Raw genomic sequence first — 13,780 nt, forward strand, 5'->3', positions numbered from 1 at the left:
ATTTATTTCTAACCGTTTTTTAATCTAATTATAAAACAGTTTTAATACCATTTTTAGCACTGCATCGAACCTTTGCCGACAAGTAATCTAAACGAAGAGATCATGTCGTTCAAAGTAATAAAACCGGTAATGATAGCCATGCTGGCATGGTGTTGCATCCCGGGAAGAGCGCAGACCATGTACACCTTACAGCAGGCGCTCCAGACTGCAAAATCCAATAATCCAATTTTAAAACGGGAACAGTATAATGTCAGTATTTCCCAGGCAGACATTACAACCGCTCAGCTGCGGCCCAACCCGATACTAAACAACCAATCGTTACAACTGGTACAGCCTTCGCGTTTCTCCGAGAACTCCTCCTGGTACAATGGTGCCAACCGCCAGGTTTGGTGGCAGGTTACCAAGCCTTTTCAGTTGCCTGTACAGCGTCAGAATAAAATAAATTTCGCAGAACAAAATGTCAGGCTGACCCAAAAGCAATATGCCGACACGGAAAGACATCTGTTTCAGACCGTTGCACAAAAATGGCTGGATGTATGGACTGCCCGTAAGCAACTCGATTTGCTGGGTACCGCGAAGAGTAACATTGACTCTCTTGCCAACATTAACCGGCTGCGGCTGAAAAATCAGGTGATTACCACCACCGATCTGTCCCGGACTGAGCTGCTGGCCAATCAATACGACATTCAGCTGAAAACCGCCCGCCAGAACTACCAGAATGAAATCATCAATCTCAAATTCCTGATGGGTACCGCAGACTCTGTACAGGTTGACACGGCCGATCAGTTTGCATTTGCATTCCCGTCGCAGATGGATGCGATCGTACAGGAGGCATTGCAAAGCCGTACCGATATTCAGGCGATCAAGTCGACGATGGATGTGGCTGATGCAAATATTAAGCTACAAAAATCCAACGCATTGCCCACGCCGGAACTGGGGCTGATCTTCAACCCTCAAAACAAGGTTAACTACATGGGAGTTTACGGTACCATTGAAATTCCGGTCTTTTCCAGAAACCAGGGTGAGATACGGAAGTCAGAGATCGTGAAGCAACAGGCTGAACAAGATCTTCGGGCAACAGAAACACAGATCCAGACAGAAATTCTAACCGCCTATAAAAGTTACCAGACACAAAAACAGAACGTACAGAATTTCAACCAGTTACTAACTCAATCCCAGACAATCTTGAACAGTGTTAAATATTCTTACTTGCGTGGCGGGACAACAATCATCGATTTTCTGGAAGCCCAACGAAGCTGGCTTGATACCCAGCAGCAATATTACGACCTGCTGCAACAGTACCGGCAAAGCTACATCGACCTACTTAATGCCTCAGGAATGATCAATCAAATCGCTCAGTAACCATGAAAAACATAATCGTTTGCAGCTGCCTTTTTATCGCCATGATGGCCGCCTGCAAAAGCAAGGAGACCAAAAATGTAGTTCAGGAAGACACTACTCCGGCCGTCAATGGCAACGGGACCAGGATCACATTCCCAAAAGCGGAAGGTACCGGTTTCTTCCAGACAGAACGAATTTCGAGTACTGCATTAATGGCCGACATCGCGGCTCCCGCCAAGGTATCGGCCACTGTAATCCGCTCAGAAGAAGGCGCTTCCGGCAACATTGTGTTGTTTGACAACCCCGAACTTTCCGGTAACTATACCCAGCTGTTGCAACATCTGACGATGATCAACCAGATCCAGAACATCAATATCAGACAAAGAAAAACGGAACTGGCCCGCTTGAAAGATTTGCAGGAACACGGCGCAGCCACGGGTAAGGACCTTTTGGAATCGCAAACTGCATTATCTATGGAAGAAACCAACCTGATCAATGAACGATCGGCGATTATTGAGCATGAAACGAAGCTGAAAGCGGGCGGATTTGAACCAAGAGAACTTCGCAGTGCCCCGGCAGGAACGGCCTACGTGATCTGCGATATTCCTGAAAGTGAGATCAATAAGGTCAAAAAAGGAAGCCAATGTACGATTCAGTTCACTGCATTTCCTAACGACAACTTCACCTGCAGGATCGATGATATCGCCGACATGGTGGACCAGACTACGCGCATGATCAAACTCCGCGTGACAGTTAACAATGGTACCGGCAAACTGAAAGCAGGCATGTTTGGTACCGTTGCATTCGGGCTGAGCGAAGGCAAGAACCTGAGTATCAACAAGGATGCACTCATTACCATCCAGGGAAAGAATTATGTATTCGTCAAAACCGGTTCCAATGACTTTGAACGACGCGAAGTAAGCGTGGGTGACCAGATCGGCGACCGCATCATTGCTTACAATGGTCTGAAAAACGGCGACGACGTGGTTACCAAAGGAGTTATGCAATTGAAAGGATTATCGTTCGGCTATTAAATTCAAAAGCCATGCTACAAGCACAAATATTCATTGGCGCTGACCATTGGAAAGAAGAAGTACCTCTGTACGAATACATTCTGCAATTTCTGGTCAGGCAAAAAGTAATGGGTGCAACCGTTTATCGCGGCAGACTGGGTTTCGATGGTAAGCATTTAAGCCGTCCCAATGACCTGTTCAGTTTCGACGAAACGCCGATGGTCATTTCCTTTATTGACGACGAAGAAAAAGTAAAAACTGCCCTCACCAGGCTCCGCAAGGAAATGAAGAGCGGTTTTATAGTTACCAACCATGTAGACCTGTGGAATTAAAATGATTAAGAACCTGCTTTTTTTCAGCTTACGCAACCGGTGGGTTGTGATAGCGGTCAGCGTTGTGCTGATGGGGGTTGGATACTGGTGTTTTACCCAACTCAAAATAGAGGCTTATCCCGATATCGCCGATACCAATGTAATCGTGATTGCCCAATATCCCGGCAGGGCTGCCGAGGAGGTAGAGCAACAGGTTACGGTGCCCATTGAAAGGGCTTTGCAAAACACGCCTAATGTACTGGATCGAAGGAGCCGTACCATTTTCGGGTTGTCGGTAGTACAGCTTACATTCAAAGATGGCACAGACGATTACTTTGCCCGGCAGCAAGTTAACGAACGTCTGGCATCAGCAGAATTGCCCGACGGCGTCGCACCAGAGCTCGCTCCATTGTCGACGGCGGTCGGTGAAATATTGCGTTATGTAGTGGAAGCACCGGCAAGTTACAGTCCTACCCAGCTGCGTGATTTGCAAGACTGGGTGATTAAGCCCGCGTTACTACAAGTACCTGGCATTGCAGATGTGACCACTTTTGGCGGTCCATTGAAACAATTCCATATCATTACCTCTCCCGAAAAATTGGTCAAATACGGCCTGTCGCTGCAAAATGTGATGGACGCCATTAATGTCAACAACCAGAATACGGGTGGTAATGTGATCTCGCGTGGGGGCCAGGGATTTGCGATCCGCGGATTGGGCGCTATTAAAAACGAGCAGGACATTCAGAATATCGTTTTGAAATCCGACAATGGCGTGCCTGTATTCGTACGCGACGTAGCAACTGTTGAAATCACCCCTCCACCTCCAAGCGGGGTTATGGGTTACACCATTACACAGGATAAAGTGGACGTCAGCAGCGGTGTGGAAGGGATTATTCTTTTGCGGCGGTATGAAAATCCCAGTGAGGTATTGAAGGTATTGAAAGAAAAAATGGCGGATTTGGAAACCAGCGAGCTTCCCGAAGGTGTTCACTTGCGGCCACTGTACGACCGCAGCTTTTTGATCGATCATTCGCTGGAAACCGTTGCGCATACGCTGTTTGAAGGCATATCAATTGTAGTAATATTGCTCATTTTTTTCCTGGGCAGCATTCGTAGTGCGCTGGTCGTTGCATTGACCATTCCATTCTCACTGCTCTTTGCGTTTATATTAATGCGTTTGAGCGGTATCCCGGCGAATTTGCTGTCACTGGGTGCCATTGACTTTGGTATCATCGTGGACGGCGCCTGCGTCATGGCCGAGCACCTGATCCGAAAGTACCGGACCGCGACGATCGAGGAGAAACAGCAGGGAATTGTCAAAATCACATTGCTTTCGGCGCAGGAAGTAGGAAGGGAAATATTCTTCTCTGTTACGATCATTATACTGGCCTACATGCCTATTTTGCTCATGACCCGCGTGGAAGGCAAGCTCTTCTCTCCCATGGCTTTAACGTTAGCATTTGCGGTGATTGGCTCCATGCTGGCAGCACTCACATTCATTCCGGTGCTAATTTCTTTCGCATACAAAAAAGCACTCTCCGACCCGGAAAAACCCATAAAAGAGCATAAGAATTTCATCCTGGATTTCATGACGAATTCCTATTCCAAATCGTTAGCCGGGTTTTTGAAACATTATAAAACCACTGTCATTGTCGGGTTCAGCCTGGTGACCATTCTGGTGCTGTTTGGATTAAAACTTGGAACTGAATTTCTGCCTACGCTGGACGAGGGTTCCATTTTTCTTCGGGGCAATTTTCCTTCCGGCATTACCATTCAGGAAAATGCCAGCTATGCTCCGAAAATTCGTAAAATCATCTCCAAATATCCACAGATCGCGTTTGTGATTACCCAAACCGGTAGAAATGACGACGGTACCGATCCATTTCCGGCCAACAGGAACGAAATCCTGGTGGGTTTGAAAGACTATGAACTTTGGAGTAAAACCATCACCAAAAAAGAGCTGGTAGAGAAAATCAAGCACGATCTGCAAATGCAGCTTCCTGCGGTTTCATTTTCATCCGGCCAGCCCATCATCGACCAGGTCATGGAAATCGTGACCGGTAGCGCAGCCGACCTGGCCGTATCAGTCGTAGGCGATGACCTTACCATGATGCGCCAGAAGGCAGAGGCGATCGCGAAAATCGTTAAAAGTACACCCGGTGCCGACAATGTCAATATTGAGCAGGAAGGCCCTCAGGAGCAATTGGCGATCAATATTAACCGCGAAGCTGCGGCCCGGTTCGGGATCAATGTGGCTGATATTCAGAATATGATCGAGGCCGCGATCGGCGGAAAAACGATTTCAACATTATACGACGGCACCAAACGCTACGACATCGTGATCCGGTTTTTGCCTAAATACCGCAATTCGATCGACGCCATTAAAAATGTTCAGGTACCCTCGCTCACGGGCGCACTCGTACCCATGAGCCAGCTGGCAGATATCCACTTTATGGAGGGCCAGACCAACATTTACCGGTACGGCAGCAAACGAATGGTGACCGTGCGCACCAACATCCGCGGACGAGACCAGGGCGGTTTTGTAGCCGAATTACAGAAAAAACTGAACGCTCAAGTGCATGTTCCAAAAGGTTATAGCATCATTTACGGAGGCCAGTACGAAAACCTGGAACGCGCTGGCAAACAGCTTGCATTCACCATTCCGCTGACGATTGTGATGGTATTTCTGTTTCTTTTTATGCTTTTCAAAAACCTGTCGCATACCATGGTGACGATCAGCTGCATTCTTTTTGCACTGGGCGGAGGAATCGGGGCGCTGCTGCTGAGGGGGTATTATTTCAATGTTTCGGCAGGTGTAGGTTTTGTGAGCATATTTGGTATTTCGGTTATGGCGGGGGTTTTGCTGGTCTCGGCGCTTAACCGGGCCATGCAAGACCAGGAAAATAATACCGAACAACGTGTTTTAGATGCTTCCACGGAACAGCTCCGCGCGTTACTATCGATCCTGGTCGTGGCCATTATCGGCCTTGTTCCGGCTGCTATCTCCACCGGCATCGGTTCGGATGTACAGCGCCCGCTGGCGACGGTCATCATCGGCGGACTGACCAGTACCCTTCTGTTCGCCCCGGTACTGCTTCCACCGTTGTTTTTATGGGCCGAAAAGACGCGCAAACCAAAGAAAGCAGAGGAAGTACTTGAATTGTAATTCGTATCTGAAAAAGCATAATTTTGTGGAGTTTCACATTTATCCGACACACTAGTATGGTCAAAAAGAATTCAATTCTGGAAGCAAGACGCTATCTTGATAATGCCAGGGCCATTTTGAGAGAAAAGGCACTGAAAGAGGACGAATATTATCAGGACGAAAAATATGTAAAACTGGCAGGACATGCTGCCTATGCAGGTGTTTTGGTAGCCCTCGATTCATTGTTAGGCGACAAAAAGAAAGGCAGAAAGGAAGTGTCGTGGTACAAAGAGCAGCTTGCCGCGATGGATAAAAGAGTGCTTAAACATTTTATCAGCGCTTACGACCTGCTGCATTTGTCAATGAGCTACGATGGGAATCCTGAAACCGCAGTTGCCCAACTTGGTCTGAAACGTGCGGAGGAAATCATCACTTGGGTAGAGACCAGGGGCTGCGCTTAGAGGTCATTAGAATAATATAAAAATAAGCCGGTGTAATCTCATTTACATCGGCTTATTTGTTTTGTAACGCATTCATAATGATTACCTTTTAATAAGAAAAGGCATGTATAACTGCCGATTTTTAGTTAAATTTCCTCTGCATATCATTTGCTGCGTTTGCCCGAATACCAAAAGTTACAAGCTATACACTTTAAATTGAAACTATGATGAAACTGTTACCAACACTCCTCTCTATACTTATTTCGACTACCCTTTTTGCACAAAACACCACGGATGCCATTGCAGGCGAATATCATCTGCAGGGTGTGATGGAAACCGCCTCGGCCATCCTGCTCAAACCTGACAATACATTCGAAATCTTCTTCTCTTACGGTGCGATGGACCGCCAGGGAAGCGGAAAATGGGCACTGGACAACGGTAAGATCATCCTGAACAGCCGCACACGGCCCGACGCTGATTTTTCGCTGATCAGCAGCAAAATGGAGGCTGACAGTTTCACTACCGTTAAAATCGTGGATCAGAACACACAACTCCTACCGCATTTTGAAGCCCTGATCAAGACAAAAGATGGCGAAAAATATGGTAAAATGAACCAGGAAGGCATTTACCAGATTCCCAAGACCAAAACCAGTGCTATTGAACTCTTTTTCAACTTCGCCCCGGAGCGGTACTCTTCATTTCCTGTCAAAACGGACGACAATTATTTTGAGTTTAAAATAGAACCCTGGATCGTCGAAATTTTCGTTGAGAACGTCGTATTGTCAGTCAGTAAAAAGGGCCTGACCGGCGAACATCCATTGCTGAAGGGTAATGCCTTTTCCTATGTCAAAATGAAGTAGCAGTTTAGGTTATACATATTGCCGGCCAGCGACGGTTTCTATGTCGCTGACTTCCAATATCCTTTTATCATAGCCAAACCTGGTTACATGGATCATTGCCTGTCCTAACTCACTAAGCAATGTGCCTGAATTGGGAAACAACTTCTTTAAAACCGGGTAAAGCCAGCCAATGTATTTGTATAACGTCAATACGTTTTTCAAACCAGGGGTCGGATGGAGATAACCAGGCCTGAATGCAAACACCTGACTAAAAGGGAGTTTCATAAGGTCATTCTCCGTTTTGCCTTTCACTCTTGCCCACATTGATTTTCCCTTTTCGGTACTATCTGTGCTCGCACCGGAAACATAGCAGAAGGTCATGTCGGGGTTTTGCCGGCTGAGCACTTCTGCTACGTGCATGGTCAGCGTGTAGGTCATCTTTGTATACTCGGGCTCTTTCATGCCCACAGAAGACACGCCCAGACAGAAATAGCAGGCATTATAGCCGGAAAGCTGGCTTTCAATGGGCGAAATATCGAAAAAATCTGCGTGAACGATTTCTTTAAGTTTAGGATGGGTGACGCCCGATGGCTTTCTGTTGATGATCAGTACCGATTCTACCTCAGGATGCTGCAGACATTCGTGCAATACGCCTTCCCCTACCATACCCGTCACACCTGTGACAATCGCTTTTATTTTACCGCTGAGAGCCATTTTCCAATCTGTTTTAATGCTAATGCTATTTACACATTTGCAGTTTCAAAACCAGTGGAAACGGTTAGATCTTTCCAGGTCGCCAGATCCTGCTGTACGGCTTGGATTTTGACATGTGCCATGTCAAATGCATCCTGGCCCAGAAACAGGTTCAATGGAGGATTTGCTTCGGAGGCGATACGGATCAATGCATCAGCCGCTTTTTCAGGATCGCCGGCCTGCGCACCATTAATGTCCTCTTGATGCGCCCTCTGAATTTCACGAACTTCTTTGTAGTCGGCAATTTCGTTTTTGGGAACACCCAATGAGCCGGAAGTAAGGAAACTGGTGCGGAAATAGCCCGGCTCTACCACGGTTACTTTAATGCCGAATGGCCTCATTTCCGCTGCCAGAGATTCGGAGAAACCAACTACTGCAAACTTCGTAGCGCAGTAAATTGCAAATCCCGGGAAATCGCCATAAAAGCCCCCAATTGAAGCAATGTTGAAGATGTGACCGGACTGCTGCGCCCGCAGGTAAGGTAATGCTTTACGTATAACATTGAGCGAACCGAACACATTAATGTCAAAATTAGCGCGCGTTTCTTCGTCCGTCAGTTCTTCAATACTGCCTGTGAGCCCATATCCGGCGTTGTTGACGATCACGTCAACCTGTCCGAAGGTAGCGACCGTTTTTTCAATGGCCTCCTGAACACTGGCTTCACTTTTGAGATCAGCCGCCAGCGGCAAAAACAATTCACTTGCCGTGCCGACAGCTTGTTTCAAATCTTCGATATTTCTGGAAGTAGCGGCAACTCTGATACCATTTGCAAGTAACTTTTGAACCAATGTAAGTCCCAGGCCTTTGGAAGCTCCGGTGACAAACCATACTTTGTTGTTTTCCATTTTGTTTGTTTGATTAATTAACAAAACAAAATTAGTCGACAAGCCGCAGGAGAATATTGCGGGGTTCAAACAGATACTTGCGAAATTCAAACAATGCGATAAGAACCTGGCGTTTGACTGGTCTGTTTCTTGAAAAAGTTATTGAAATGCGCCGGCTCTTCAAAGCCCAGACTGTAACTGATCTCTGAAATATTCCAGTTGGTATGCCTCAGCAATGCAATGGCTTCACTTGCAATCCGCTCTGAAATGTGGGCAGTCGTGGTCTTACCCGTCGTTTCCCGGATCGCCCGGTTCAGGTGATTTACGTGGACGGAAAGTTGCTCGGCAAAATCATTAGCCGACCGCAAGCTAAAACGCTGAGAGGGTGATTCGATAGGAAACTGCCGTTCCAACAGCTCAGTGAACACGGAAGTAATGCGAGAATTGGCATTGGGATGCTGGTACAATGATTCCGAAGGCTGCATTTTCAGCGCGCAATGGATCAGTTCTGTCACGTAGTTTCTGATCAGATCATATTTGTAAGGATAATCGGACTCAATCTCTTCCAGCATTTTTTCAAATATCCTGCTCAGGTTCTCGTCCTGGGCGTCAGAAAGAATGTAGGCAGGCTTTCCGCCTGGTGCAAACATGGGCAGCTCATTCACACTTCCCCGCATCTTTTCTACGAAAAAACCTTCTTTAAAGATACAGAAGTACCCGCTCCCCACACCGCAGCCGGATTCCCAGGTGTAGGGAACCTGCGGATTGAAGAAGATCAATGTCGAACCGTCCACTTCAAGACTTTTGTCGGCATAATGGTAAATATTCTTTCCCCTGATCAGCGCGATTTTGTAAAAGTCCCTGCGGGTGTATTTAATCGGCACTGCATTGGGCCCAACGGCATCCGCCATATTGAAAACATTGAAATGACCAATGTCCTGTTGGAGGTTATCCGGTAACCAGTTGAGCTTATGCTGGTAAAATTCTTCGAGTGTTTCGATTGCTGCCATAAAACAAAGTTACGAAATTCAAACAGACAACATTCAACGAAATTTGAAATAATGCTTTCCAATACTAATTCGTCGAAACCCTGTTCTTATCGGTCATATGCGCCAATGAAAGAATGATGGCTTGTAAAACTGCGAACGAAACGAACAGCACAGGAATCGAATCTTCTGGCGGCGGGCCAAACATATTATATAGATTAGCCACTACAAAAAACGCCACCAGGCTCCATAATCCCCATTTGCCTTTGTTGTTCAAAGCTTTCGTGCTTGTAGCGTACAGATAGACGCCCGCAAAAAACAACGCACTTTCGATCAGCAGCGTGAGGCTGAGTGAATTCCAAAGCCCCAACCCTACTTTTGTATCACCAAAAAGTGTTAGCGGCAAATCGGCGGTGTGCACCACGAAATCCAGAAACCAGTGGCTTAGTACCGCCAGGCCCACTACAATGGCACTCCGGCTGTCTTTTTTGAAAAACCAATACACCAGACCAGCTAATAATCCCCACACCACGCCCATCACCAGGCTATGTGTAAATGGATAATGAACAAATTCGAAAGGTGTTACTTCGGTGAACCCAGGATGGACCTTCACCTGCTCGACATTGAAGAGAAGCAAAAACGGCCACAGAATATCAACAAATTCCACGGCAACAAAAAGGGTTAACAATGAAACCCGGGGAGCTACTTTTTTCACTCCGAACGCTAAACCATAGTGACCTAAAAACATATAACAGCTGGTTGATTAATGACTCTGTAAAAGTATAATCAACGTTTTCAAAGCCACTTGACCTAGATCAAGAAATCAGATCAGCTGTTTGCGGCGTATCCGGCTGATGGTTTCAGGAGTCATTCCGAGCATGGAAGCAATGTATTGCAGCGGTACCTGATTGAACAGCTCGCGGTTGGAATCGAACAGAATGTTGTATCGCTGCTCAGCCGTCATGGACAGGAAAGAAAAAACGCGGTCTTCCAGCGTGCAGAAGCAATGTGCGATGAAGAGTTTCTCGGTGACCGGCCATTTGGGAATGAAATCCCCCAGCCTGTCGTAATCCGATTTTGCAATGGTATATAAGGTAGTGTCCGCTAGCGCCTGAATGTTCCAACGCGAAGGTTTATCAAATACCAGGCTGGCCAGGTCGCTAATGAAATATCCCTTAGTGGAAATCCATTGTGTTACTTCCCTGTCTTCCAGGTCAACGAAGACCCGCAGCATTCCTGACTGAATAAAGCTCAGTTTGTTGCAAGCCTTGCCTGTTTTAAGGTAGAACTCTCCTTTCTTTACGGTTTCAGGTTTGAAAAAAGACGCAACCCTGACCAGGTCGGCCTGATCAAATTCAAAATACGTTTGCAGGTATTGTTCGAGTTCTGTCATTTTATATACTGGAATGATCAAAGGTATGTGCTATTCATGTTTTGGCAAAACAAATAACCGAGCGATGGTGATCTGACGGTCATTTTCGTACAAAAACTGTTCGATTATGGACAACCTAAAAAACTGAACCCACTCTAAATGCTTGATAAGGCATATTTTAGCAATTTGGCATATATTTTATACAAAGAACTATGTTATACAATGTACCGTTTATTAGCCATGAAACTTTATTTAATTTTAGACAGCCAAATCCTACTCTGACATGATACGAAATTATTTCAAAATCGCCTGGCGAAACCTGGTCCGTAACCGCACCTTTTCAGCCATCAATATTTCCGGATTGGCGATTGGGCTGGCGTCCTGCATGCTCATCAGTTTGTACGTGCTCGACGAGCTGAGTTTCGACCGTTTTCATACCAAGGGCGACCGCATTGTGCGGGTCTTTTTTCACGGTATCATGCAGGGTGGCGTTATGCACGAGGCTCATGTGATGCCTCCCACTGCCGCAGCCCTTAAAGCAGATTACCCGGAAGTAGAGGAAGCCACGCGGCTCCGGCAGGGTGGCAATCCGCTGATCCTCATTGGCGAAAAGCTCTTTACAGATGACCGTCTGGCCTTTGTTGACTCCAATTTTTTGAATGTGTTTACTTTCCCGCTCACGCAGGGAAATCCTAGAACAGTGCTTTTGGAGCCAAATTCCGTCGTAATCAGCAAAACAGCGGCTGAAAAATATTTTGGCAAACAAGATCCCATTGGCAAAATATTGAGCATGAAAGACTGGAAGGCCAGCTACAAAGTAACCGGCGTGATGAAGGATATGCCTGCCAATTCACATTTCCACTTCGACTTGCTCGCTTCGATGTCAACTTTACCGGAGGCGAAATCGACTTCCTGGATGGTTTCGGAATTTTTCACTTATCTCGTTTTGCCAAAAGGCTACGACTACAAACGCCTTGAAGCCAAACTTCCACAGACAGTTGCCAAATATATGGGGCCGCAGCTGAAACAAGGGCTTGGTATGACGCTGGACGAATTCCGCAAGAAAGGGAATGACATTGGCCTTTATTTACAGCCATTTACGGACATTCACCTGCATTCGACGTTTCAGTATGACCTGGCAACCAATGGCGATCTGCAATACGTCTACATTTTTGGCGCGATTGCGATCATTATGCTCCTGATTGCGTGCATTAACTTTATGAATTTGTCTACTGCTGGTTCATCCAAGCGTGCCCGTGAAGTAGGCGTCAGAAAAGTAATGGGTTCAGAGAAAATTGAACTGGTAGGACAATTTCTGATGGAATCCATTTTGCTGACAACCATTGCATTGATCCTCGGTACGGTAATTTGCCTGGCCTCACTACCATTGCTCAATAGTATTTCCGGCAAAACCCTCGCGCTGCACCTGGACGCGATTCCTGCATTACTTCCTGCTCTGGTATTGTTTGGATTGTTCGTCGGAGTTTTTGCGGGCAGCTACCCTGCATTCTTTTTGTCTTCTTTCAAACCCATTTCCGTATTGAAAGGAGGCTCAGGAGCGATTAAACTGAGTTCTTCCGGTAGGACCATTGGATTGAGAAGTTCATTGGTAGTATTTCAGTTTTTCATTTCAATTACCTTAATGGTCGGTACGGCGGTAGTTTACCAGCAATTGAAATTTATCCAAAACAAAAAACTGGGGTATGATAAAGAACAGGTTCTGGTGGTTCCGGCCTGGGCTTTGGGAAAAAATAAGGACGTATTCCGCGAAGAATTATCACGCGATTCGAGGGTTAGTAACATCAGCATGTCGGGGTACATACCGGCTGGGCCTTCGGATAACAACAATTTTATGATTTCGCCGGAGACCAATACTTCGCAGTTGGTCAAAACATTGCGATACGACGTCGACTATGACTACCTGGCCACTTTGGGAATGCAAATGAAGGTAGGCCGGAATTTCTCCAAAGCATACGGCACCGATTCTTCGGCCATTATCCTCAACGAGACCGCGGCAAAAACCCTCGGCTGGAAAGATGATGCGATCGATAAAACGGTTTCCCGCCGCAGTAATGACGGCAGTACCAAAACCTTCCGTGTCATCGGAATTGTGAAGGATTTTCACTTCAAATCATTGCATGAAGCGATCACTCCACTTGTTATGACATTAAATGTTGACAATGGCTGGATGATCATTAAAACGAAAAGTAAAGAAGTATCAGGCCTGCTGGCGACGATGGAAACGCATTGGAAAAGCTTCAAACCAGACTTGCCTTTCTCTTACACATTCCTCGACCAACGTTACAACGACACTTATAAAGCAGAACAAAAAACCGGTCAGATACTGGGGCTATTTGCGGGGCTTACCATATTTGTCGCGTGCCTTGGACTATTTGGTTTGGCAACGTTCACTGCCGAGCAAAGAACGAAAGAGATTGGTGTACGGAAAGTACTGGGCGCTTCCGTAGCGGGAATTGTGGCGCTGCTTTCCAAAGACTTTTTGAAACTGGTCTGCATTGCTATTGTGCTCGCTTTACCCGTTTCCTGGTGGATGATGAGCCGCTGGTTGCAGGATTTTGCTTACAAAATTGACATTTCATGGTGGGTACTGGCTCTTGCAGGGTTGCTATCCATCGCCGTGGCCTTGTTTACTGTTTCATTCCAGTCGATCAAAGCGGCATTGATGAATCCTGTGAAATCGCTGCGCGCGGAATAAATCATGCGGTAAGTTGCTATCTTGCAAGCTTCTATGCGAA

Annotated in this window: 12 protein-coding genes; 7 read left to right on the top strand and 5 right to left on the bottom strand. The window is 46.4% G+C overall.

The features are described 5' to 3' along the window. The first annotated feature begins 102 nt into the window (after positions 1-102). From ON006_RS10210 to ON006_RS10235, 6 genes are all read left to right on the top strand, one after another. Positions 103-1,362 (top strand): TolC family protein, encoded by a 1,260-nt coding sequence (locus ON006_RS10210; protein ID WP_244819679.1) that lies wholly within the window; start codon positions 103-105, stop codon positions 1,360-1,362. Positions 1,363-1,364: 2 nt separating this feature from the next. After that, the gene (locus ON006_RS10215) at positions 1,365-2,375 is read left to right on the top strand and encodes an efflux RND transporter periplasmic adaptor subunit (RefSeq protein ID WP_244819680.1); all 1,011 of its coding nucleotides are present in this window, start codon (positions 1,365-1,367) and stop codon (positions 2,373-2,375) included. Between the two features lie 11 nt (positions 2,376-2,386). Then, on the top strand, positions 2,387-2,686 hold the full coding sequence (locus ON006_RS10220; protein WP_244819681.1) for a DUF190 domain-containing protein: 300 nt from the start codon (positions 2,387-2,389) through the stop codon (positions 2,684-2,686). A gap of 1 nt (position 2,687) precedes the next feature. Continuing rightward, positions 2,688-5,831, top strand: a complete 3,144-nt coding sequence (locus tag ON006_RS10225) for an efflux RND transporter permease subunit (protein WP_244819682.1) — start codon at positions 2,688-2,690, stop codon at positions 5,829-5,831. 56 nt (positions 5,832-5,887) lie between these two features. Then, complete coding sequence (locus ON006_RS10230) at positions 5,888-6,271, top strand: DUF5618 family protein (protein WP_244819683.1); 384 nt, start codon at positions 5,888-5,890, stop codon at positions 6,269-6,271. A gap of 203 nt (positions 6,272-6,474) precedes the next feature. Then, positions 6,475-7,110 (top strand): hypothetical protein, encoded by a 636-nt coding sequence (locus tag ON006_RS10235; RefSeq protein WP_244819684.1) that lies wholly within the window; start codon positions 6,475-6,477, stop codon positions 7,108-7,110. Positions 7,111-7,119: 9 nt separating this feature from the next. Here the strand turns inward: ON006_RS10235 and ON006_RS10240 are convergent, their stop codons facing one another. From ON006_RS10240 to ON006_RS10260, 5 genes are all read right to left on the bottom strand, one after another. Beyond that, positions 7,120-7,803: an NAD-dependent epimerase/dehydratase family protein gene (locus ON006_RS10240; protein WP_244819685.1), complete on the bottom strand. Its 684-nt coding sequence runs from the start codon at positions 7,801-7,803 to the stop codon at positions 7,120-7,122. A gap of 29 nt (positions 7,804-7,832) precedes the next feature. Further along, the gene (locus ON006_RS10245) at positions 7,833-8,687 is read right to left on the bottom strand and encodes an oxidoreductase (RefSeq protein ID WP_244819686.1); all 855 of its coding nucleotides are present in this window, start codon (positions 8,685-8,687) and stop codon (positions 7,833-7,835) included. An 86-nt stretch (positions 8,688-8,773) separates the two neighbouring features. Next, positions 8,774-9,676: an AraC family transcriptional regulator gene (locus ON006_RS10250; RefSeq protein ID WP_244819687.1), complete on the bottom strand. Its 903-nt coding sequence runs from the start codon at positions 9,674-9,676 to the stop codon at positions 8,774-8,776. 64 nt (positions 9,677-9,740) lie between these two features. Further along, positions 9,741-10,400 carry a metal-dependent hydrolase gene (locus ON006_RS10255; protein WP_244819688.1) on the bottom strand — a complete coding sequence of 220 codons (660 nt, stop codon included), beginning with the start codon at positions 10,398-10,400 and terminating at the stop codon, positions 9,741-9,743. 75 nt (positions 10,401-10,475) lie between these two features. Then, complete coding sequence (locus ON006_RS10260) at positions 10,476-11,045, bottom strand: Crp/Fnr family transcriptional regulator (protein WP_244819689.1); 570 nt, start codon at positions 11,043-11,045, stop codon at positions 10,476-10,478. A gap of 262 nt (positions 11,046-11,307) precedes the next feature. On the opposite strand from ON006_RS10260, the gene ON006_RS10265 reads away from it, so the two are divergent. Beyond that, a complete protein-coding gene (locus ON006_RS10265; RefSeq protein ID WP_244819690.1) occupies positions 11,308-13,740 on the top strand; it encodes an ABC transporter permease in 2,433 nt (810 codons plus the stop codon). Positions 13,741-13,780: the final 40 nt, after the last annotated feature.

It is taken from the genome of Dyadobacter pollutisoli (assembly GCF_026625565.1).
Taxonomy (GTDB): domain Bacteria; phylum Bacteroidota; class Bacteroidia; order Cytophagales; family Spirosomataceae; genus Dyadobacter; species Dyadobacter pollutisoli.

Bases quoted from the DNA above. Each gene is read 5' to 3' on its own strand.
- ON006_RS10245 (WP_244819686.1), bottom strand. From the start codon at position 8,687: ATGGAAAACAACAAAGTATGGTTTGTCACCGGAGCTTCCAAAGGCCTG.
- ON006_RS10215 (WP_244819680.1), top strand. From the start codon at position 1,365: ATGAAAAACATAATCGTTTGCAGCTGCCTTTTTATCGCCATGATGGCC.
- ON006_RS10225 (WP_244819682.1), top strand. From the start codon at position 2,688: ATGATTAAGAACCTGCTTTTTTTCAGCTTACGCAACCGGTGGGTTGTG.
- ON006_RS10265 (WP_244819690.1), top strand. From the start codon at position 11,308: ATGATACGAAATTATTTCAAAATCGCCTGGCGAAACCTGGTCCGTAAC.
- ON006_RS10210 (WP_244819679.1), top strand. From the start codon at position 103: ATGTCGTTCAAAGTAATAAAACCGGTAATGATAGCCATGCTGGCATGG.
- ON006_RS10240 (WP_244819685.1), bottom strand. From the start codon at position 7,803: ATGGCTCTCAGCGGTAAAATAAAAGCGATTGTCACAGGTGTGACGGGT.
- ON006_RS10230 (WP_244819683.1), top strand. From the start codon at position 5,888: ATGGTCAAAAAGAATTCAATTCTGGAAGCAAGACGCTATCTTGATAAT.
- ON006_RS10220 (WP_244819681.1), top strand. From the start codon at position 2,387: ATGCTACAAGCACAAATATTCATTGGCGCTGACCATTGGAAAGAAGAA.
- ON006_RS10250 (WP_244819687.1), bottom strand. From the start codon at position 9,676: ATGGCAGCAATCGAAACACTCGAAGAATTTTACCAGCATAAGCTCAAC.
- ON006_RS10255 (WP_244819688.1), bottom strand. From the start codon at position 10,400: ATGTTTTTAGGTCACTATGGTTTAGCGTTCGGAGTGAAAAAAGTAGCT.
- ON006_RS10260 (WP_244819689.1), bottom strand. From the start codon at position 11,045: ATGACAGAACTCGAACAATACCTGCAAACGTATTTTGAATTTGATCAG.
- ON006_RS10235 (WP_244819684.1), top strand. From the start codon at position 6,475: ATGATGAAACTGTTACCAACACTCCTCTCTATACTTATTTCGACTACC.